Consider the following 18,587-nt stretch of genomic DNA (forward strand, 5'->3'; position numbering starts at 1 on the left):
CGCAGCAAACATCTAATGCGAATCACTGGCGGGCGTGAATAGTAGCATTGGCGCTGTTCTACTGCAGCTTTGCAGGCCAGTCGTCAATGCAAAAACAAGCCCGCCGAAGCGGGCTGTAATGGTTGAACGTTACACTTTAAGGTAGGGCGGCTTAGTAACCACCTAACATCATTCTAGGCAGACCGGTAATCAGCCAAGGGAAGAACGCCATCAACGTACACGCCAGTACAATCAACGCCACGAAGGGCACGACCGCTTTGTACAGATCGACGATTTCTACCCCAGGTGGCGCCACGCCTTTCAGGTAGAACAGTGCATAGCCAAAGGGCGGGGTGAGGAACGAGGTCTGTAATATTACTGCTACCATCACTACGAACCAGAGCATATCGACGCCCATGGTTTCGACGATGGGCAGCATGATCGGAAAGCTCAGCAGTACGATGCCGGTCCAGTCCAGGAACATACCCAGCACGAACACCAAGAACAGCATTAGGATCAGCGCGCCCACCGTGCCACCAGGCATCGCCAGCACCAACTCGCTGATCACGGTCATGCCGCCGCCGCGGGAGAACACTCCGGTAAAGGCGGTGGCGCCGACTAATACCAGCATGACCATGGTGGTGGTTTTGCCGGCTTCTATCATCGTCCAGAAGCAGGTGCTTATTTTGCGATCACCAAAAATCAAAAACAGAATGAACGCGATAAACACGCCGATGGCCGAGGCCTCGGTCGCCGTGGCGATACCGGTAAACAGCGCACCCAGCACACCTAGAATCAACGACATGGGTGGAACCACGTATTTGGCCAGCATGATCAGCAACTGTTTGGTGCTGACTTCGGCACGCTCTTCCGCTGGCACCTTGGGGCCGTAGTGGGGCTTGAGATAGCAGATGATCAATACGTAGAGCGCATACATAACACCAAGCAGCAGACCGGGAATCAGCGCGCCCGCAAACAGTGCGCCAACCGATACCGGCGAATAGCTTGCCATCAGGATCAGCATAATGCTGGGCGGAATCAGAATGCCCAGACAACCGCTGGCCATAATGACGCCCGCGCTCAGTTCTTTGTTGTAGCCATACTTGAGCATCGGCACCAGGGCGATCATCCCCATGACGGCAATTGAGGCACCGACAATACCAGTGGTGGCGGCGAGCAGCACCGACACGATGACCACGGTAAGAGCCAGGCCGCCGCGCAGATTCGCCAGCAATAGCCGCATGGCATCAAACATCTTCTCGGTGACGCCGGAGTCGTTTAAGAACCGCGCCATCAAAATGAACAGCGGTATCGCCACCAGGACATAGTTGTCCATGGCGTTACCGAAAATATTGTTAATCAGGGTGCCGAGGATACGCTCGCCCAGGCCGAGAAAAGCGCCGATAACCGCGACACCACCCAGCACAAATGCCAGCGGATGGCCCATAAACAGGCCCACCATCAGGCCGCCAAACATCACCAGCGTGAGCATTTCAGGACTTAGGTTCATGCTGATGTCTCCTCGCGAAGCTGCATGATGGCACGCAGCACAATGGCAATTGCCTGTAGCAGAATCAGGATAGCGGCGACCACAATTACGCCTTTAATCGGGTAGACCGGGATAGAAACCATGCCATAAGTGGTTTCACCGCGGCTCCACGCGCGTTCAAAAAAGCTCCAGCCCAGGGTGATCAGCATCCAGATAAACGGCACAAAGAAAATTAGATAACCGAGCACTTCAAGCACGGCTTGCTTCCTACGCGATAGCAGCCGTTTCAATACGTCGACTTCCACGTGGGCATGGTGGCGGAGTCCGTAAGCCGCCATCAGCATAAAGTGGGCGCCAAACAGCATTTTGGTCACGTCAAACGCCCAGTCGCTAGGGCGCCCAAACAGAAAGCGTGACGCAATGTCGTAAAGAACAATCAGGGTAATGATGGCAATCAATGGCGCGATGATGCGCCCAAAAGCTTCATTGATAGCATCGATCGCCTTGGCAATCGCATTCATGGAAGATCTCCGCGGTCAGCACAAAAAAACCGCCCCGGTAAAAACCGAGGCGGCACAGAAGCGCCTTACAGGCAGACTTCGATCTCTTCCAGTGAGGGCAGATTATCCATCACGCGGCTCATGTTGTAAGGCGCGGAAACATCGCGCCATGTCGCGTAGTGCTCAAGGTAGGCAATCATGGATTGGTAAACCTTGGCGTGGTCGGGGTCTTCGCAAGCACCGCGCAGAATCACGTCGTTGGTAACTTCCTGAATGCGCGCCAAGTCCTCTTCAGAGAACTGATTGATCGTGACACCGGCGTCAATAAACTTCTGCGTGGCTTCGGTGGACTGGCGTTCAGACCAGGCTAGCGACCATGCCATGGTGGCGTCCGCCGCGATACGCAGGGTTTCTTGGGTCTCTTCTGAGAGAGCGTCCCACGCATCTTTATTGATCATTACGCCAAATACGCTGGCCGACTGGTGCCAGCCCGGCGTGGCCCAGTAGTCAGCCACTTCGGCAAAACCGGCGTTAAAATCAACACCGGGGGTTGAAAACTCACCCGCATCGATAACGCCGCGTTCAATGGCTTGGTAGACTTCACCACCTGCCAGAGTGACCTGGGAGCCGCCCAGCTCTTCAAGCACGCGGCCCTGGTCACGACCCGAAAGGCGCAGACGCTTGCCTTCTAAATCGGCAATGCTTTCGATCGGGGTGCGGCCCATAAAGCCCGATTCATTGTTGGTAATGCCGTAGGGCAGATACACCATGTTGAACTGGCCGTAGATCTCTTCGTACAGCTCGCGGCCACCCCACTGCTGAATCCAGTTAAGGTAGTCAACGCCATTGAACAGGCTGGTGGTGGTGGCCAGTGGCGAAAAGGCGGGATTCAAGCCGGCCCAGTAGCCCGGCCAGTCGCCTGCGGCTTCGATGCTGCCCGTTTCTGTGGCGTCAAAGACTTCGGTGCCGGGCATTAGCGTGCCGCCCGCGCGGAAATTAATTTGTAGTTCTTCGCCCGCCAGCTTATTGACCAGCTCCACCCAGTGCTGGTCGATCTTGATAAGATCAAGATTCTCTGGCCAGGTAGAGGTCATCGTCCACTCTTCTTGTGCTTGAGCAGTGGTCGCAAAGGCTGCGAAAGCAACACCAGCTGCAAGGCCAGTGAGGGCAAATTTGGTCGTTTTTTTCATGGTGTGTTTCCTGGTTTGGCGTGTGACGTTGTTAGTGTTGGATACCTGAAGTCAGGAAAGTGCAGTGCTACAGCGTTACGTTTACGTAAACAAGGTAATTTAAGCGCTACAGAGCTAAACTAGCACACCAACCCCGCTGCAGCGCAATATCAGTAATGTAAGAAAGCTCTTCCATAGTTTCTTAATTAAATTTTACATTTTTAAATAAAACAGACAGTTATAGGGTTTTTGAATGTTGAGATGAGTCGTTAAGTAGTACAGAAACGTTGAAAGTAGTTAAATTGTTCAACCAAAGTTGTAAGCAGAAGGCTCACCATAAGAGGCTCAGCGGCACACTTTATAGGGTAACGTGATGGGAAACCGGCGCGCCGGAGTAGGCAATTATTTGCTGAATAATCAGCTGTCAGAAAGCCAACACCCATCGCGAAGGGTGGCAGCGTTAGTTCATCATGCGCAGCGTCTCAACCGCCGCGGCTGGCGCCAGTTGGTATGGTTAAGCGGTGAGGCAGAACAGTGTCGCTCAATCGCCCAGGACATATGGCAATCCTTCTCCTGGCAGGCGCCTCTGTGGGTGACCAATGAGAACACCGCATTGCAGTTTTCCGCGCCTATTCTCTCACCGCGCAAGGCACGGGCACGCCTGGGGGCTGAGCATCAACTGGTCGTGATCGATACACACAGCACAGGCTTTGACCCTGAAGCGCTGGGGGCGCTGGCGGGAACGATCACGGCGGGTGGTTTACTGATATTACTCACACCCCAGCCGTGGGGTGAAGCACCTGACCCGGACTACGCGCGTTTTGCTGATTACCCCTGGCACTGGTCGCAACTGAGCTGCCATTATTTGGCGCGCTTGGCGCGTCAACTGCAAGCCTCTACTCAGGTAGTGCGCTGGTGTGCGGGACAGCCGTTGCAGCTGCCTCAATTGCCTCAATTAGCTTCGAGTGGAGCAGGCGATCCCAGCGCTGGTGATAGCGACTGCCTGACCTTAGATCAAGCCGTCGCCGTAAAGCAATTGGTGGGCCTAAAGCGGCGTCGCCCGCTGGTAATAACTGCCGACCGTGGGCGCGGCAAAAGCGCCGCCTTGGGTATCGCTTGCGCCCGGCTGCTAATGGACAAAGCCCAGCGCATCGTGCTGACCGCGCCGCACCTGAGTGCGGTGGAGAGTGTTTTTGAACGGCTGTCTGCGCTCTGCCCGGCAGGTCTACGGGTCGCCCAAGATCACTTTGTGCTGGCCGAGGGCCGCGAGCTGATTTTTTTACCCCCAGACGACTTGACCGAACAGGTCAATGCGCAGGTGCAGGGCGGCGATGGCAGTTATTTATTGGTGGATGAGGCGGCGGCAATTCCCGCTACGCTTCTGGGGCAGTGGCTGGTGGCTTTTCCGCGCATTGCCTTTGCCACGACGGTGCACGGCTATGAGGGCTCCGGTCGCGGATTCGCGCTGCGCTTTCGCGACACCCTTGACCGGCTGACGCCCCAGTGGAAAGCGCTGGCGCTTGAGTCGCCCATTCGCTGGCAAGGTGGCGACCCGCTGGAAGCGCTGGTCAATCAACTGCTGCTGTTAAAAGCAGCGCTGCCCATGGCTCAACCGAATGACAGCGCCGTAGCTACAAAAGTGGTTGATCGTGCCTGGCTTGCCGAGCAAGACGCGGCATTGGAAAAGCTGTTTGGACTGCTGGTGCAGTCGCACTACCGTACTTCCCCCAACGACCTGCGCCAACTGCTTGACGGCCCCGGTACGGCATTGCGCGTGATCGAGCAGGCGAGCGAGCCTCAGGCGGTTTTGGTGACACGAGAGGAGGGCGGTTTTGAGGCCACCCTTGCCCATCAAGTCGCCCGCGGTGAACGTCGGCCCCAGGGACATTTGTTGGCGCAGTCGCTGGCCACTCACGCCGGTAGCCGTGAGGCGTTGACCGCCCGCTGGCGGCGGGTGGTGAGGATCGCGACGCACCCTGAGCGTCGCCGCGAAGGCTTGGGGAAAGCGCTACTGCATGATGATATGGCCGCCGCCAAGCAGCAGGGTGTCGCGCTGTATGGCGCCACCTTTGGTGCGGAGGCGTCGCTGTTGCGGTTTTGGTTGGCCCTGGGGTTTACGCCGGTGCGTTTAGGCATTACCCGTGAAGCCTCCACCGGTGAGTTTGCTGTGATGGTGGCGAAAGCGTTAAACGCGCAGGGTGAAGCGGTGCTTGCCGACCTGAATGAGCGCTTTCAGGCGGCATTAGCGGGCCTGTTGGCGTTTGAGTTGAAGGCGTTGCCTGCTTCGGTTGTCGTGCTGTTGCTCGGTCAGATGCCGAGCATTTCGCTTAATGCGCGCGATTGGCAGGATATTGAAGATGTGGCGACCGCTCATCGCGATCCTGTTCTTGCTCGCCCGGCCTTGCAAGCCTTGGCCCGGCAAGCCAGCCACTGCCCCTTAACGGAAGCGCAACAGCAGTCACATCGACAAGTGGCGGCGTGGGCGTTTCAAAATATACCCCTGGCGACGGCACACAATGACGCGTTGAAGGCCCTGCGCCTCGCCGTGAATAACCTCATTGAGGTAAAGTAGGCCGATTGCCGATAACGAAGAGTCTTTAATGAACGAACATCTTGAAGCGCTGGAGCCTTCCTTAGTTTGGCGCCACTTTCGAACCCTTTGTAATACGCCGCGCCCCTCTGGGCATGAAGCGGCGCTTGTCGCCATCCTCGAAGCGTGGGCCGATGCCCAAGGCTTAACGCACGACCGCGATGCTTTTGGCAATTTACGACTACGTAAACCGGCTTCCCCCGGCTGTGAACAGGCACCCGGCGTGGTGCTTCAGGGCCACCTGGACATGGTGGCCCAGGCCAATAGCGACCACGCGCACGACTTTACTCGCGACCCGATCAGCACCTATGTCGCCGACGGGTGGCTGCACGCCGAAGGCACCACCTTAGGCGCTGATAACGGATTGGGCGTGGCGGCAATTCTCGCCGTATTGGAAGATCCCGATCTCCGTCATGGGCCGCTGGAAGCGCTGTTTACCCTGGAAGAAGAGACCTCCATGGGCGGTGCGCTGAACCTGGCTGAGAACTGGCTGGAAGGCTCGTTGCTGCTCAACCTGGACAGTGAAGACCGGGGGCAGGTCTATATTGGCTGCGCGGGCGGGGCTGATGTAGAAGTCGATGCCCAGCTGCCGAGCGCCGCTGCTGGCGACCACGAACAGGTCATTGAGATTGCCTTGACCGGCCTGAAAGGCGGTCACTCGGGTATCGATATCCACAAGCCGCTGGGCAATGCCAACCGGCTACTGGTTAGAGTGTTAAGGACGTTAGAAGCCTTTGATGCGCGCTTGATCAGCTACCACGGCGGCACGTTGCGTAATGCAATCCCCCGTGAAGCCTTTGCCCAGGTGGCGTTGCCTGCCGATGAAGTAGACACCGCGCTGGTGGCCATCGCCGGGCTGGAAACCATTCTTTTAAGAGAGCTGGGCAGCGGTGATAGCGGCCTTAAAATCAGCGCCCAACAGCTGACTGAGGTGCCTGAAGCAGAACCGCTAACGCTGGATGCCAGCGTCATGTTGTTGGCCGCGCTTCACGCTGCCCCATGCGGCGTGGAGCGGATGAGTGCCGATGTGCCGGGCGTGGTGGAAACGTCCAATAACTTGGGCGTATTAAGCCTGGAAAATGGGCGGCTGCATCTCTGCGCATTGGTTCGCTCGCTGCACGACAGTGCCGTGGTCGCTATGGCGGATCGCTTTCAAGCGCTGTTTGGCTTGATTGGCGCGCGGGTAAAGGTGGAAAACAGCTACCCAGGTTGGGCGCCCAATCCCAATGGCGAGTTATTGGCGACCTTTAAAGCGCGCCACGCGGCACTGTTGGGCTGTGAGCCAGAGGTGAAGGTGGTTCATGCCGGGCTGGAGTGCGGTATTCTGGGCAGCAAGTATCCGCATTTGGATATGATCTCGTTTGGCCCGCTAATTCGCGGTGCTCACTCGCCGGATGAGCGGGTGGAGCTTGAATCGGTTGAAGAGTTTTGGGCGATGCTGAGGGCGTTGATCGAGGATCTTGCCGATCAGCGCTAGTCCTTGTCGTGTGAATGGCCGCGCATAAAAAAACGGCACCCAACAAGTGGGTGCCGTTTTTACGCTAAGCGAACGCGCTTATCTGCTTAACCCTTATTTGCTCAAGTAGGCGTTGAGCATCCAGATGGTTTTTTCCTGCTCGCGGATGTAGTCACCGGCTTGTGCCGCGGTGCCTTCATCATCAGCGTCAGAGGCGAGCGCCAGTAGTTCGCGCTGTAGCTCAATGATCGTTTGATAGCCTTTCAACACGCCTTTAACGCAGGTGGTGCCGTCGTGAACGTCTTTATCTTCCTGGATGCGCGATAGCGTGACGTAATCGCTGTAAGCGTGTACCGGTTTGTGCCCCAGGGTTAGGATACGCTCGGCCACTTCGTCCACTTTGGTCAGCAGGTCGGTGTAGAACTCTTCAAACTTGGCGTGCAGCTCAAAAAAGTCGCTACCGCGAACGTTCCAGTGGTAGCCGCGCACGTTCATGTAGAAAATTTGGTAGTTGGCTAGCAGGTGGTTAAGCTTTTCGGCGAGTTGACTAGCGCTACCTTCGTGTAGGCCAATGCTATTAGTGTCAGTCATATCCTGCTCCCTCTTTATGCCGCAATGAGCGGCGGTTAAGGCGTTTTCCAGCACAAATCTTAATAACAGTGTTACAGAGTAGGGCGTCTTTGGTGCAATGCAAAACAAGTTTTTTGCATCGCCGCCATAGCGCTGAGACATTAAATAATGCTAAGACATTAAACAGTGCTAAGACATTAGATGCCTGCCGTTACCCTTTGACTACCATTTAAATGCTGGCGCTGAGAGCTCTTTTCAAGGCCTGCATGCTTTTCAACGCTTATATACCTCAACGTTTATGCGCCCACAGTCGCAGCAGATTTTCACAGCGCGCTTCGAGTAGCTCGGCGGTGCGCGGTAGTGCATCAGCTAGCGTCATGGGGCCGTCGGCTAACGCGAAGGCGGCCGTGACGCCTTCATCAAAACAGGCTTGCCAGCCATCGCCTAGGCTGCCTGCTAACACGATAACGGGTTTGTTAAGGCGCTTGGCGGCACGGGAAACGCCGATGGGCGTTTTACCCGCCAGGCTCTGGCCATCCAGGCGGCCTTCACCGGTAATCACTAGATCCGCGTTGGCTAAGAGCGTTGCCATGTCAGCCTGCTGCATAATCATTTCGATACCGGGTTTTAGCGTGGCGTTTAAAAAGGCCTTGGCCGCAAACCCCATGCCACCTGCTGCCCCGGCGCCTAGTAGCGTTCGGTAGTCCTCGCCGAGCACCTGAGCGCTAATATCAGCAAAGTGGCCCAGCGCGCGGTCTAGCTGTTCGACTTCCTCAGGTGAGGCACCTTTCTGCGGACCAAATACTGCGGTGGCACCGCGTACGCCCAGCAACGGGTTATCAACATCCACGGCCGCCTCAAGGGCGAGCCCAGCCAACCGCGGGTCTAGCCCATCCAGTGTTAAACGGGCCAGTTGGCTAAGCGCCGCACCGCCAGGAGGTAACGGTTCGTCGTTTTGATCCAAAAAGCGAGCACCCAAGGCCTGCAGCATACCGGCACCGCCGTCATTGGTAGCGCTACCGCCGAGCAGTAAAAGCGCCTTTTCAGCGCCTTGATCCAACGCTGCCAGCAGCAGTTCACCCACCCCAAAGGTAGAGGTGTGCAGCGCGTTGCGCTCATCGCCAGTAAGGTGCTGTAAACCGCTGGCTTCTGCCAGCTCAATAAACGCTGTACGCTGGTCGCTAAGCCAGCCCCAGGCGGCTTTTATCGGGCGTCCCAGGGCGTCGCGAACATCCAACTGGCGGCGCTCGGCACCTGTCGCGGCGATCAGTGCATCTAGGCTTCCTTCGCCACCGTCAGCCAATGGGCAAGCCTGCACTTGGGCACTTGGTATGGCGCGCTTGACGCCCCGAGCCATGGCGGCGGCGGCGTCTTGGGCGCTCAGCGCATCTTTAAAGCTGTCGGGGCAAAGCAAAACATTCATTAGCACGATCTCCGCAAAACGGTGTCTTCAATACGATGTCTTTAATACAGTGTCTTCACTACAGTGTCAGTTAAGTATGCCCCCGTTGGCGAGATCAGCGCGCTAGCCTGCGCCAAACCAGCGGCCTCGTCCGTTAGAGGATCTAACATGAAGTCGATACCCATAAGCTTAACCTGCCTGCTAGCGCTTGCTGGCTGTCAAGTGACTCCAAGTAGCCTGCCTCAAGCCGAACCAGCGCCTGCTGCTGCGTGCTATTTTCCTGCAACGGATGCGCGGGCGCTTGAAACCAGTGTAGATATCCTGACCGAGTGGGGGTTTACTCTGACCTCTACCGATACCACATTGGGCTTAATTAGCGCCAGTCGTGAACGTGAACTGCACGGTTATTATGACCCTTACGATAATGCGTATGGCTATGGGAGTGGCATGCGTATGTTCGGTGGCTTGGGCATTGGTGGTGGTTCCAGCATCGGTTTTGGCGGTGGGATAGGTTTTGGTGGTGGAATAGGTCAGCAGCCTGTGGAGGTAGAGCGTGTCTCGATTTTTGTGAACGACGCGCATATACGTATCTCCCGTGATATTCGCCGCTTTGATCACATGGGCGATTTACGCGAATCCTATAGCGCCAGCAATGATGATTTCTGTCAGCGCTTTCAAACCGCTTTCGAGCAGAGCGTGCCTACCGCTGGGAGCCCGTTATGAATCTTCGCCACTGGGTATTAATAGCGCTACTGGCGGGATTGGCTGGCTGTGCCACCACAGCGCCTTTGGAACCTCGTGAGTTAGTTTACACAACGCCGACCGAGGAAACGTTTCGCAAAGCAATAGACTTGATGGTTGAGCAAGGCTATGTGGTGCGCCATGCGGATATTGCCCTGGGGCGTGCGGAAGCATCGCTTGCCCGCTGGCCGGGGTATCAGCTGCAACTGCAGGTGAGTGAAGAGGGCAGCGGTAGTCGAGTGAGTGTATCAGCCTTAAGAGGTAGTCAACCGTTGCCACCCTATTTGCTCGACCCATGGCTTGTCGACTTGCAGCATAAGTTGGGAGTCGCGCCATGAGGGGGGCGGGTATCGCCGTGGCGTTTTTCTTGGCGGGAAGTAGTTTGCTGGTTAGCCCTGATGCGCGTGCCCATCCTCATGGCTGGATCGACGTGAGTGTGCGGATCATCACCGATGACCAGGGCATGGTAAGTGGCTTGCATCAAACGTGGCGGATGGACCCTTTTTACAGTCTGGTGGTTTTCGAAGAACTGCAGCAGGTAGAGAACGCCAGCCTTGAGCAGGGCCTTGATCAGCTTGGCAAAGAGATTCGCGATAATCTTTCCGGTCAACACTATTTAACCGAAGTACGCATCAACGACGAGCCGCAGGCGTTGGGCGAGGTGAGTGAATATACTGCCCTGGAGCGCGATGGTCGGCTGACCTTTATGTTTATTCTGCCGCTGGAAACGCCCCAGCCGTTGGCAGATTCTCTGCTTCGCTATCAAGTATTTGACCCCACTTACTACATCGAAGTTGTCCATGAAGAGGAGGGCGGTCAGCCACGGGATGATGCGCTGATACTTAACGGCGAGCTTGCCTGTGAGCTCTCTATTCTGCCCGCAGATCCTGACCCAGAAGTGGTGATGGAAGCCGCGCTGCTTGATAAAGATGAAAGCGGTGAGCCAGGGTTGGGGCGCTACTTTGCCGAGACCGGCCAAGTAGATTGCCGCTAGGCGCTATTTGTTAACAATATTAATTGTTAATTTTTACACGATGGAGCGACAGATGGCCTTAACGCGGCCTTTTACACGTCACTTAGGACTAATGCTGGGCCTTCTATTAGCCGCGGTGGTGCTCGTCATTGTTTGGCAAGGTGGGTTTCAGGGTGTGAGTTACCAACTGCTCGGCTGGCAGCGTGATCTGCATCGCTCGCTGACGCTGGCGATTACCGAACTCTCCCGTACTCCCAGTATGGCCACGTGGGCGACCCTGCTGAGCGTTAGCTTTGCCTATGGCGTGTTTCATGCCGCTGGGCCGGGGCATGGTAAAGCCGTACTGGCGACCTATTTGGCGACGCATGGCGGAGCTGTTAAGCGCGCCTTAGGGCTTTCGTTTGCCGCCTCCTTGCTGCAGGGTATGACTGCCATAATATTGGTCGTGGTGCTGGTATACGGCCTAGGCTGGATAACCCGGCAAGCCATGGGCAGTGTTGTTTGGGTAGAGCAAGCTAGTTTTCTGTTGGTAGCGGCGTTAGGCGCGTGGCTATGCTGGCGAGCAATCAAGCAATTGCGCGCAGCCTATCAGGCCCATGAAAATGACCGTAGCCACAGTCACAGACATGATCATACCCATAGTCACTGTTGTGGCGGTGCTCATCATATTGAGCCGCAGCAGGCGTTAGATTGGCGCACAGCGATAATAACGGTCGGTGCTATTGGCATGCGGCCCTGTAGTGGGGCGGTGTTGATGCTGGGGGCTGCCAGCCTGCTGGGCCAGTTCGAGGTGGGAGTGGCATCCGTGGTGGCGATGTCGCTGGGCACGGGCATTACCGTTTCGGCGCTCGCGCTGGCAAGTATCCTCGCCCGTGGTTGGGCGCAGCGGCGCTTGTCCAAGCAACAACATAGTCAGCGCAGTGTACAAAAAGCCACCGGCTGGCTGGCCTTGGCCGGTGGTGCGCTGATTGTCATGCTGGGTATTTCGCTTAGCGTCGCGGGCGTTGCGCAGCCCGCGAGTGGGCCGCTTTTGAATGAACCACCCACTCGGCAAAGTCATCCTCTGACGGGGTAACGCCCAGGCTATACATCAAGACCATCAATAAGCGCTAAAAGTTGGTGACGTAACTGCGCTTGGCCATCCAGGTCGTAGGGTTCGGGGGAGCCATTGCCCCATACCGGTGCAGGCCAGGTGGCATCCGAGTGGCGCCGTAAAATGACATGGACATGCAGTTGGTTGACGACATTACCTAGCGCGGCAATGTTGACTTTGTCACCTCCTAGTGATGTTTTCATGGCCTCGCCAAGCTGGGTGGCTTCCCGCCACAGCTGCTGCTGGTCATCAAGGGAAAGCTCAAACACCTCGCTGATAGCGCCATAGCGGGGTACCAGAATAACCCAAGGATAGCGCGCATCGTTCATAAGCAGCACGCGGCTGAGGGGAAGGTCGGCGATAGGAAGTGTATCAGCCGTTAGGCGTTCATCTAGCTCGAAATTGTTCAAGTCATGGACTCCAGACAGCAGTTTAAATAATTGCTAGCATAGCAGTCGCAAAGTGAAGTAGGGAAAGCGAGCATGATCATGAAAACGCTGTTACCCTGAAAAAACTCCCAAGCGGCAATGAGAGTTGCCAGTGGAGTTTCCCGATGTTGAATGATTCGTTAAGGAGAACGGAAAATGAAAAAATTATTAGCCATGAGCTTTATGCTGCTGATGACCGCGGGTGTTCTTACCGGTTGTAACACCATCTCTGGTGCTGGCCAGGATGTGGAAGAGGGCGGCCAAGCTGTCCAGGATGCAGCCAGTTAAGCTGCACTAGTAAGCTGATGTTCTCCACCGGGCCGGGCGTTTGCTCGGCCCGGTGGTGTTTAGCACTTATTTATTCATAATCTGCTATTTGGAGATTCAAGGATGAAGCCCCGTATGACTCTGGCTAAATTCGCCCTAGTTAGCGCTTCTACGATGTTGCTGACCGCTTGCGTCAGCTCACAGATGCCGACTTCCCCAGCCAGCGACGATGTCGACGCAGCACCACCGCCGCCCACGGTAGCGCCGAATGACTCCAGTGATGATCAGGCGGCTGCCTGTGACCTGGAGGCTATTCAACACGCGATAGGCGAGCCATTCGATGAGGCGAAGGTATCGCAGTTGCAAAGTGATAGCCGCGCTCGCCAAGTGCGTGTGCTTCGACCTGGTGATGCAGCCACGATGGATCACCGTCCGGATCGTTTGAATATCCACCTTGATGATCAAGATGTTATTGAGGACTTACGCTGCGGCTAACGCCTCTAGCGTAAAATCAGCACGACGCAGGCGGCGGTCAATATCCCCATCGTAATGTTGAACGCCCGCCATGCGCCGTCGCTTTTGATCCACTGCCCAATAGCCGTGCCAAAGGCCGCCCATAAAGCAATACACGGCAGTGCTACCACCTCAGCAAAGCCTGCAAGTACCAGCGCATTGAAGACCGGCTGACCACTTTCGGGTAAAAAGCCCGCCATTAGCGCAAGTCCCATCACCCATGCTTTAGGGTTGGCAAACTGAAACGCTGCCGCCTGCCAAAACGTAAACGGTACGCTATGTTCGCGTGCCTTCAAATTAGGCGGTGGCGCGCTGGCAATTTTCCATGCCAGATAGAGCAAGTAGGCGCTGCCTATCCAGCGAAGCGCGGTTTGAACAGCGGGATAGCGCTCAAATAGCACGCCTAACCCCAGTGCGATGCCAGCAAACAACAAAAAGCAGCCGCCTAAAATCCCCCACATATGCGGTAGCGTGCGCTTAAAGCCAAAGTTGGCGCCAGAGGCGGTGAGCATCACGTTGTTCGGCCCTGGCGTAAGCGTCATCGACATCATATAGAGCGCGGCAGGACCGAGGATTAACCATTCGCTGTTCATTTAAGTGTATCCATACTAGGCGGTTGTGCTGAGTGGTTGTGTAATGAACGCGCCATGACTAATCATAGCGGTCTTTCCAGCGTTGACGATTGACCTGCTCCTTAAGCATTTCGAGGATGTCATACAGCATCTGTTCGGTAACCCGGTTGCTGCCTTCGTCAACCGTTAGCCAGGTGTCAAAGCCGCTGTCGGCGGTGCGCTCAACTAACTCCTTAAACTCATCCGAATGGATGCCAAGCAGTAGCTCATCGACTAGTCGCTGGGCAACACCGCTTAGGGAGGCTTCCATTGCACTCGTGGCTTGCTGCCCCATGGGCAACCGGTTAAAGCGCTGAATCTCGGGGCTTTCTCTTAGCGTACGACTAACTAAGTCGCTGATCGCCGCCATGATAGATTGGCGGTTATGCTGGTAGGCTTTACCAATTGTGCTCTCTAACCGTTGGGCGATCTCATGGATTAACTGCGCTTTGCGGGGCATGATCACTCGGTCGATGACTCGCTCGGTCAGCGAGTCACTGGCGCGAATCTGCTGCTGAACATTACCCAAGAGTTTTAAGGCGATACGGTCGGAAAGCTCTTCGAGCAAAATGTCGTAATACTTGGCAAAAAATAGGTAAATATCCCAGCGGGTGACATCAATTAAGCCCAGCCGGTGTAGACGATGGAGCAGCGATACGACACGCAGAATACGCAACAGGCGGAAGCCTGCCAGGGGAATACAGCCCAGCACGTCATACCAGTGCACGAAGGGGTAAAAGAACCAGCGGTGGTAGCGCCGTTCGGCAATCGAAATGGACCAGCCAAGCAGTACATCGGCAATAAAAAAGCTTACAAACACCAAGTCGATGGCGATAAAGCGGCTATGGATGGTGTCATCGTAGAACGCGTGAAAGCCAGGCGCGATGCCAGCGATACCTTGGTTGATAGGGCCAAGCAAAAACAGTGAATCAAACAGCAGTAGCGAGAGGTTAATCACCACAAGCGTTAAAATGAAAAAATCCCAACCGATATGGGCATATTCGACCGCTTTAGGCAGGTGCGGGTAGCGTTCCCTGGCGGGCATGCGAACTCCTTATGGTGGGACGTTGCAACGGTTGTTACTGGGCTTGCGATTGATGCTGCTGTTGGGTCAACAGCTCTTCTCGCTCCGCCTGTTTGCGTAACTTTTTGCGCAGCGCTGCTTTTTCAAAGCGTAGTTTCTGAAGCGGTGTTGCCAACGTGAGTGGCGGTACGCTGGCGGGCTTGCCCTCAGCATCAATCGCGACCATGGTGAGGTAGCAGCTATTAGTATGGCGGATTAGCTTATTGCGAATATCTTCGGCTACGACCTTAATGCCGATTTCCATTGATGAGCGGCCAACATGATTGACGCAGGCTAAGAAGGTAACCAGTTCCCCCACATGGATAGGCTGTTTAAACAGCACTTGATCCACCGACAGTGTCACCACGTAGTGACCTGAATAACGGCTGGCACAGGCAAACGCGACTTCATCGAGCTTTTTAAGAATAGCGCCACCATGCACTTTGCCGCTGAAATTCGCCATGTCAGGTGTCATTAATACCGTCATGGATAGTTCGTGCTGCCCAGGCAGGGCAGTATTGATAGCGGTACTCGCGCTGGTTTCCGTCTCGGACATACGGTGTTCCTTCTGTTATCGCTTCCCGCCGCCCAGAGGCTGGGCAAATTGGGCGGCGGGCAGTCATTGGCTGTTTTTTAAAACTAGGTCTTTTTTAAAACCACATTAGGCCGACTGAAATGATAATACCGGTAATAAACAGTTGAATCAGGCAGAAGCCCATAATGTCTTTTGCCTTCAGCCCGGCAATAGCGAGTACCGGTAGCGCCCAGAAGGGTTGCAGCAGGTTGGTCCAGGCATCACCCCAAGCGACTGCCATGGCCACCCGTGAAATGTCGGCACCTAACGCTTGAGCCGCAGGGATCATCACCGGTGCTTGTACGGCCCATTGGCCGCCGCCAGAAGGGACAAACAGGTTCACAATCCCGGCGCTGATAAATGACCAGAAGGGCAGTGAGCTGGCGGTGGCAAATGAGATCAGCCACTCAGACATGCTTTCAGCCAGCCCTGATTGAACCATGATGGCCATGATGCCAGCGTAGAAGGGGAACTGAATAACAATGCCCGCGCCACCTTTGATCGCTTCGTTCAAACTATTGAGAAGGTTGCGTGGCGTGCGATGTAGAACAATAGCAAGGAACAGAAACAGGAAGTTAACGACGTTAAGGTTCAAGCCACCGCCGCGCAGCAAAAAGTGATCAAGCAGAAACAGCACCCCAGGCACCCCTACGAGTAGGGAAAGGGTCAAACTGTTTTCAAGACGCTCTGCCGGTCGAGTAATGCGTCCTACCGGCTCTGGCTCGTCGTTCAGTACACCGGGGTCGACGTAGACGCTATCCTTCTCATCCGGCAGCATCATACGGTTCACCAGTGGGATGGCGATAAACAGGCAGACCACAATGGCGAGGTTGAAGAAGGCGAAAATCGTTGAGCCGGTGCTAATGACGCCAATCTGGTCAGCGGTAAAATGGCCTTCGGTGGCGATGGTCAAGGGGATCGAACCTGCCAAGCCGCCGTGCCACACCACAAAACCCGAGTAGGCACTGGCAACGAGGAGCCGATAGTCAACGCGAATCAGCCGGGCCAGCTCTTTAGCAAACAGCGCGCCGACCACAAGACCAAAACCCCAGTTAATCCAGCTGGCCGCCAAGGAAACCAGCGTCACCAGAATGATGGCGCCACCGGGCGTTTTGGCCGTACCAGCGATTTTTTGCAGAATACGTTTTACCGGCGGGGAGCTAGCCAGCATAAAACCGGTAACCAACACCAGCAGCATCTGCATAGAGAACGTAAGTAAACCCCAGAAGCCATCGCCCCAGAAGCGCAGCACCGCCAGCGGCGTTTGGCGCTCTATAGCGATCGCGGCAACCGACGCGATTAACGTCAGCAGCAGAACGAAAATGTACGGGTCGGGTAGATAGCGCTCCACCAGCTTTACGGCCGGTTTTGAGATCATTTTAAGCATGGGATGCTCTCTTTATTCATTATTAGAAAGTGCCTAGTCAGTGTCTTGCTAGTCAGTGTCTAGGAAGTGCATGGCTAATATACGGGGGAGCGCGCTGTTTTTCACGTTGAAGCTGCCCGCTTAATTTCACATTAGCTCAGTTGCTGCTCAACGTGTTTGTTTTAGCGCCAGCGTCAGTGGCTTAACCGGTAGCGGCGGTGGTAGTAAAGACGATAGTAGTGAATGAGTACCGCCGAGCGAACCAGCGTAAAGAGCATAAACGCCAGCCACAGGCCATGATTGCCCAGCCCTTGCGTTAGCCACCAGGCGGGCAGGTAGACGGCGAGGCCGATAAAGATGCTGTTACGCATTTCACGCACGGCGGTAGTGCCAATAAATACCCCATCAAGCAGGTAGCTCCATACCGCAATCAGCGGCATCGCAACCATCCACGGCAGGTAGTGCGCTGCGGTCTCGCGCACCTCTTCAAGGCCGGTGAGCAGGGCAATAAGGCCGTTGCCGCCTAGCGCAAACAGAAGAGCCGCTGCGCCCGCGGTCCAGAATGAAAAAACGGCAGCGGCGCGAACGGTGGCTGCAAACTCACGCCAATCTTTGCGCCCATAAGCACGTCCGACCAATGATTCCGCGGCATGGGCAAACCCATCCAACGCATAGCTGGTGAGCATAATGAACTGCAGCAGTACAGCGTTGGCGGCAAGCACCGTATCGCCCTGGCGGGCGCCCTGGGCGGTAAAGAACGCCATGGCAAACAGCAGGCCGAGGGTGCGCACAAAGAGGTTGGCGTTGACGTTAAACAGCGCGGTGTAGGCTGCCAGCGCCAGCAGGCGCTCGCGCAAAAAGTGGCCGTTCAGGTTGGCTAATTGGCGCAGCACCAGATAGCTGCCGAAGGCTAAAGCACTGTAGTCGGCGATAACGCTGGCCCAGGCCACGCCGTTACTGGTCATCCCCAGCCCCACCACAAACCATAAATCCAGCACGATATTAACGCTGTTGGTCAGCAGTAAAATCATTAGCGTGACGCGGGAATTTTGCTGGCCTAAAAACCAGCCCAAAATGGCGTAGTTGGCGAGTACCGCGGGCGCTGACCAGAGACGGATATGGGCGTACTCACGCGCTAAATCGGTGGCTACTTCACTACCATCCAATAGCCACAAGCCTAACGTAATCAGCGGCGAGGCAAATACAATCAGCAAGGTGCCGATCACTAGCGCCATAATAAGTGATTGCCCCAGCAGGTTGCGCACATCCGTGTCGCTCTCGCGGCCCATGGCTTGTGCGACTAATCCCGTGGTGCCCATGCGCAAGAAACCAAAGCCCCAATAGAGAAAGCTGAACAGAGTTGCACCCAGGGTGACGCCCGCCAGGTAGCGAGAGTCGGGCAGATGCCCGACCACGGCGGTATCGACCAACCCAAGTAGCGGAACGGTGATATTAGAAAGAATGATTGGCCAGGCGAGGGCCCAGATACGCACTAGGCTTAAGCGGCCGTGATGATGCGATACTTCTTCATCAACTGCTCTTGGCTTTCGTGGCGCTCTGGGTCAAGCGGGATACAATCCACCGGACAAACCTGCTGACACTGAGGCTCGTCATAGTGACCTACGCATTCGGTGCATAGGTTGGGGTCGATGACATAGATCTCCTCGCCTGGGGAGATCGCATCATTAGGGCATTCGGGCTCGCAGACGTCGCAGTTAATGCACTCGTCGGTAATCATCAGGGCCATGGGCATACCTCGCGTATACGTTCACACTCGGGCTGTCTAATACCCGAGTGTTTTAC

Annotated in this window: 20 protein-coding genes; 8 read left to right on the plus strand and 12 right to left on the minus strand. The window is 55.7% G+C overall.

Going from position 1 to position 18,587, the window contains the following annotated elements:
* Positions 1-151: 151 nt before the first annotated feature.
* The 3 genes from HUO07_RS02730 to dctP all read right to left on the minus strand — a co-directional run bounded on the left by HUO07_RS02730 (position 152) and on the right by dctP (position 3,158).
* Positions 152-1,489, minus strand: a complete 1,338-nt coding sequence (locus HUO07_RS02730; RefSeq protein ID WP_176302291.1) for a TRAP transporter large permease — start codon at positions 1,487-1,489, stop codon at positions 152-154.
* On the minus strand, positions 1,486-1,989 hold the full coding sequence (locus tag HUO07_RS02735) for a TRAP transporter small permease subunit (RefSeq protein ID WP_101147597.1): 504 nt from the start codon (positions 1,987-1,989) through the stop codon (positions 1,486-1,488). The genes HUO07_RS02730 and HUO07_RS02735 overlap by 4 nt, the downstream gene beginning before the upstream one ends.
* Positions 1,990-2,054: 65 nt before the next feature.
* Positions 2,055-3,158, minus strand: coding sequence for a TRAP transporter substrate-binding protein DctP (gene dctP, locus HUO07_RS02740; protein WP_176302292.1), 1,104 nt, complete (start codon positions 3,156-3,158; stop codon positions 2,055-2,057).
* 352 nt (positions 3,159-3,510) lie between these two features.
* Between dctP and HUO07_RS02745 the strand changes: the two genes are divergently transcribed.
* Together HUO07_RS02745 and HUO07_RS02750 are read left to right on the plus strand one after the other, a co-directional pair.
* Positions 3,511-5,709 (plus strand): tRNA(Met) cytidine acetyltransferase TmcA, encoded by a 2,199-nt coding sequence (locus HUO07_RS02745; protein ID WP_422822678.1) that lies wholly within the window; start codon positions 3,511-3,513, stop codon positions 5,707-5,709.
* Between the two features lie 28 nt (positions 5,710-5,737).
* Entirely contained in the window at positions 5,738-7,204 is a 1,467-nt protein-coding gene (locus HUO07_RS02750; protein ID WP_176302294.1) for an aminoacyl-histidine dipeptidase, read from the plus strand.
* Positions 7,205-7,297: 93 nt separating this feature from the next.
* Here HUO07_RS02750 and HUO07_RS02755 read toward each other — a convergent pair whose 3' ends face one another.
* Positions 7,298-7,774, minus strand: a complete 477-nt coding sequence (locus tag HUO07_RS02755) for a Dps family protein (RefSeq protein ID WP_027958621.1) — start codon at positions 7,772-7,774, stop codon at positions 7,298-7,300.
* 268 nt (positions 7,775-8,042) lie between these two features.
* Positions 8,043-9,176 carry a glycerate kinase gene (locus HUO07_RS02760; RefSeq protein ID WP_176302295.1) on the minus strand — a complete coding sequence of 378 codons (1,134 nt, stop codon included), beginning with the start codon at positions 9,174-9,176 and terminating at the stop codon, positions 8,043-8,045.
* A 147-nt stretch (positions 9,177-9,323) separates the two neighbouring features.
* On the opposite strand from HUO07_RS02760, the gene HUO07_RS02765 reads away from it, so the two are divergent.
* The 4 genes from HUO07_RS02765 to HUO07_RS02780 are packed head-to-tail and all read left to right on the plus strand — an operon-like array spanning position 9,324 to position 11,944.
* Entirely contained in the window at positions 9,324-9,878 is a 555-nt protein-coding gene (locus tag HUO07_RS02765) for a hypothetical protein (protein WP_176302296.1), read from the plus strand.
* Complete coding sequence (locus HUO07_RS02770) at positions 9,875-10,234, plus strand: hypothetical protein (RefSeq protein ID WP_176302297.1); 360 nt, start codon at positions 9,875-9,877, stop codon at positions 10,232-10,234. The genes HUO07_RS02765 and HUO07_RS02770 overlap by 4 nt, the downstream gene beginning before the upstream one ends.
* Positions 10,231-10,890 (plus strand): DUF1007 family protein, encoded by a 660-nt coding sequence (locus tag HUO07_RS02775; protein WP_176302298.1) that lies wholly within the window; start codon positions 10,231-10,233, stop codon positions 10,888-10,890. The genes HUO07_RS02770 and HUO07_RS02775 overlap by 4 nt, the downstream gene beginning before the upstream one ends.
* 52 nt (positions 10,891-10,942) lie before the next feature.
* On the plus strand, positions 10,943-11,944 hold the full coding sequence (locus HUO07_RS02780; RefSeq protein ID WP_176302299.1) for a nickel/cobalt transporter: 1,002 nt from the start codon (positions 10,943-10,945) through the stop codon (positions 11,942-11,944).
* Positions 11,945-11,952: 8 nt separating this feature from the next.
* On the opposite strand, the gene HUO07_RS02785 is transcribed toward HUO07_RS02780, so the two are convergent.
* A complete protein-coding gene (locus tag HUO07_RS02785; RefSeq protein WP_176302300.1) occupies positions 11,953-12,372 on the minus strand; it encodes an HIT domain-containing protein in 420 nt (139 codons plus the stop codon).
* Positions 12,373-12,546: 174 nt separating this feature from the next.
* Here HUO07_RS02785 and HUO07_RS02790 point away from each other — a divergent pair, with 174 nt between their 5' ends.
* Positions 12,547-12,678, plus strand: a complete 132-nt coding sequence (locus HUO07_RS02790; RefSeq protein ID WP_176302301.1) for an entericidin A/B family lipoprotein — start codon at positions 12,547-12,549, stop codon at positions 12,676-12,678.
* Between the two features lie 114 nt (positions 12,679-12,792).
* Positions 12,793-13,152, plus strand: a complete 360-nt coding sequence (locus HUO07_RS02795; RefSeq protein WP_246286439.1) for an I78 family peptidase inhibitor — start codon at positions 12,793-12,795, stop codon at positions 13,150-13,152.
* Between the two features lie 5 nt (positions 13,153-13,157).
* Here the strand turns inward: HUO07_RS02795 and HUO07_RS02800 are convergent, their stop codons facing one another.
* From HUO07_RS02800 to HUO07_RS02825, 6 genes are all read right to left on the minus strand, one after another.
* Positions 13,158-13,763, minus strand: a complete 606-nt coding sequence (locus HUO07_RS02800) for a LysE family translocator (RefSeq protein ID WP_176302303.1) — start codon at positions 13,761-13,763, stop codon at positions 13,158-13,160.
* Between the two features lie 58 nt (positions 13,764-13,821).
* On the minus strand, positions 13,822-14,826 hold the full coding sequence (locus HUO07_RS02805; protein WP_176302304.1) for an ion transporter: 1,005 nt from the start codon (positions 14,824-14,826) through the stop codon (positions 13,822-13,824).
* A 34-nt stretch (positions 14,827-14,860) separates the two neighbouring features.
* The gene (locus HUO07_RS02810; protein WP_176302305.1) at positions 14,861-15,400 is read right to left on the minus strand and encodes an acyl-CoA thioesterase; all 540 of its coding nucleotides are present in this window, start codon (positions 15,398-15,400) and stop codon (positions 14,861-14,863) included.
* A 94-nt stretch (positions 15,401-15,494) separates the two neighbouring features.
* Complete coding sequence (locus HUO07_RS02815; protein ID WP_176302306.1) at positions 15,495-16,805, minus strand: short-chain fatty acid transporter; 1,311 nt, start codon at positions 16,803-16,805, stop codon at positions 15,495-15,497.
* Between the two features lie 173 nt (positions 16,806-16,978).
* Positions 16,979-18,277: an MATE family efflux transporter gene (locus tag HUO07_RS02820; protein WP_176302307.1), complete on the minus strand. Its 1,299-nt coding sequence runs from the start codon at positions 18,275-18,277 to the stop codon at positions 16,979-16,981.
* A 5-nt stretch (positions 18,278-18,282) separates the two neighbouring features.
* The gene (locus HUO07_RS02825; RefSeq protein ID WP_008957577.1) at positions 18,283-18,531 is read right to left on the minus strand and encodes a YfhL family 4Fe-4S dicluster ferredoxin; all 249 of its coding nucleotides are present in this window, start codon (positions 18,529-18,531) and stop codon (positions 18,283-18,285) included.
* Between the last annotated feature and the right edge of the window lie 56 nt (positions 18,532-18,587).

The organism is Vreelandella maris (assembly GCF_013371085.1).
In the GTDB taxonomy this organism is placed as follows: Bacteria; Pseudomonadota; Gammaproteobacteria; order Pseudomonadales; family Halomonadaceae; genus Vreelandella; species Vreelandella maris.

What these genes read in the sequence shown, in the direction of transcription:
- HUO07_RS02730 (WP_176302291.1), bottom strand. Translation starts at nt 1,489, where the DNA reads ATGAACCTAAGTCCTGAAATGCTCACGCTGGTGATGTTTGGCGGCCTG.
- HUO07_RS02735 (WP_101147597.1), bottom strand. Translation starts at nt 1,989, where the DNA reads ATGAATGCGATTGCCAAGGCGATCGATGCTATCAATGAAGCTTTTGGG.
- dctP (WP_176302292.1), bottom strand. Translation starts at nt 3,158, where the DNA reads ATGAAAAAAACGACCAAATTTGCCCTCACTGGCCTTGCAGCTGGTGTT.
- HUO07_RS02745 (WP_422822678.1), top strand. Translation starts at nt 3,511, where the DNA reads ATGGGAAACCGGCGCGCCGGAGTAGGCAATTATTTGCTGAATAATCAG.
- HUO07_RS02750 (WP_176302294.1), top strand. Translation starts at nt 5,738, where the DNA reads ATGAACGAACATCTTGAAGCGCTGGAGCCTTCCTTAGTTTGGCGCCAC.
- HUO07_RS02755 (WP_027958621.1), bottom strand. Translation starts at nt 7,774, where the DNA reads ATGACTGACACTAATAGCATTGGCCTACACGAAGGTAGCGCTAGTCAA.
- HUO07_RS02760 (WP_176302295.1), bottom strand. Translation starts at nt 9,176, where the DNA reads ATGAATGTTTTGCTTTGCCCCGACAGCTTTAAAGATGCGCTGAGCGCC.
- HUO07_RS02765 (WP_176302296.1), top strand. Translation starts at nt 9,324, where the DNA reads ATGAAGTCGATACCCATAAGCTTAACCTGCCTGCTAGCGCTTGCTGGC.
- HUO07_RS02770 (WP_176302297.1), top strand. Translation starts at nt 9,875, where the DNA reads ATGAATCTTCGCCACTGGGTATTAATAGCGCTACTGGCGGGATTGGCT.
- HUO07_RS02775 (WP_176302298.1), top strand. Translation starts at nt 10,231, where the DNA reads ATGAGGGGGGCGGGTATCGCCGTGGCGTTTTTCTTGGCGGGAAGTAGT.
- HUO07_RS02780 (WP_176302299.1), top strand. Translation starts at nt 10,943, where the DNA reads ATGGCCTTAACGCGGCCTTTTACACGTCACTTAGGACTAATGCTGGGC.
- HUO07_RS02790 (WP_176302301.1), top strand. Translation starts at nt 12,547, where the DNA reads ATGAAAAAATTATTAGCCATGAGCTTTATGCTGCTGATGACCGCGGGT.
- HUO07_RS02795 (WP_246286439.1), top strand. Translation starts at nt 12,793, where the DNA reads ATGACTCTGGCTAAATTCGCCCTAGTTAGCGCTTCTACGATGTTGCTG.
- HUO07_RS02800 (WP_176302303.1), bottom strand. Translation starts at nt 13,763, where the DNA reads ATGAACAGCGAATGGTTAATCCTCGGTCCTGCCGCGCTCTATATGATG.
- HUO07_RS02805 (WP_176302304.1), bottom strand. Translation starts at nt 14,826, where the DNA reads ATGCCCGCCAGGGAACGCTACCCGCACCTGCCTAAAGCGGTCGAATAT.
- HUO07_RS02810 (WP_176302305.1), bottom strand. Translation starts at nt 15,400, where the DNA reads ATGTCCGAGACGGAAACCAGCGCGAGTACCGCTATCAATACTGCCCTG.
- HUO07_RS02815 (WP_176302306.1), bottom strand. Translation starts at nt 16,805, where the DNA reads ATGCTTAAAATGATCTCAAAACCGGCCGTAAAGCTGGTGGAGCGCTAT.
- HUO07_RS02825 (WP_008957577.1), bottom strand. Translation starts at nt 18,531, where the DNA reads ATGGCCCTGATGATTACCGACGAGTGCATTAACTGCGACGTCTGCGAG.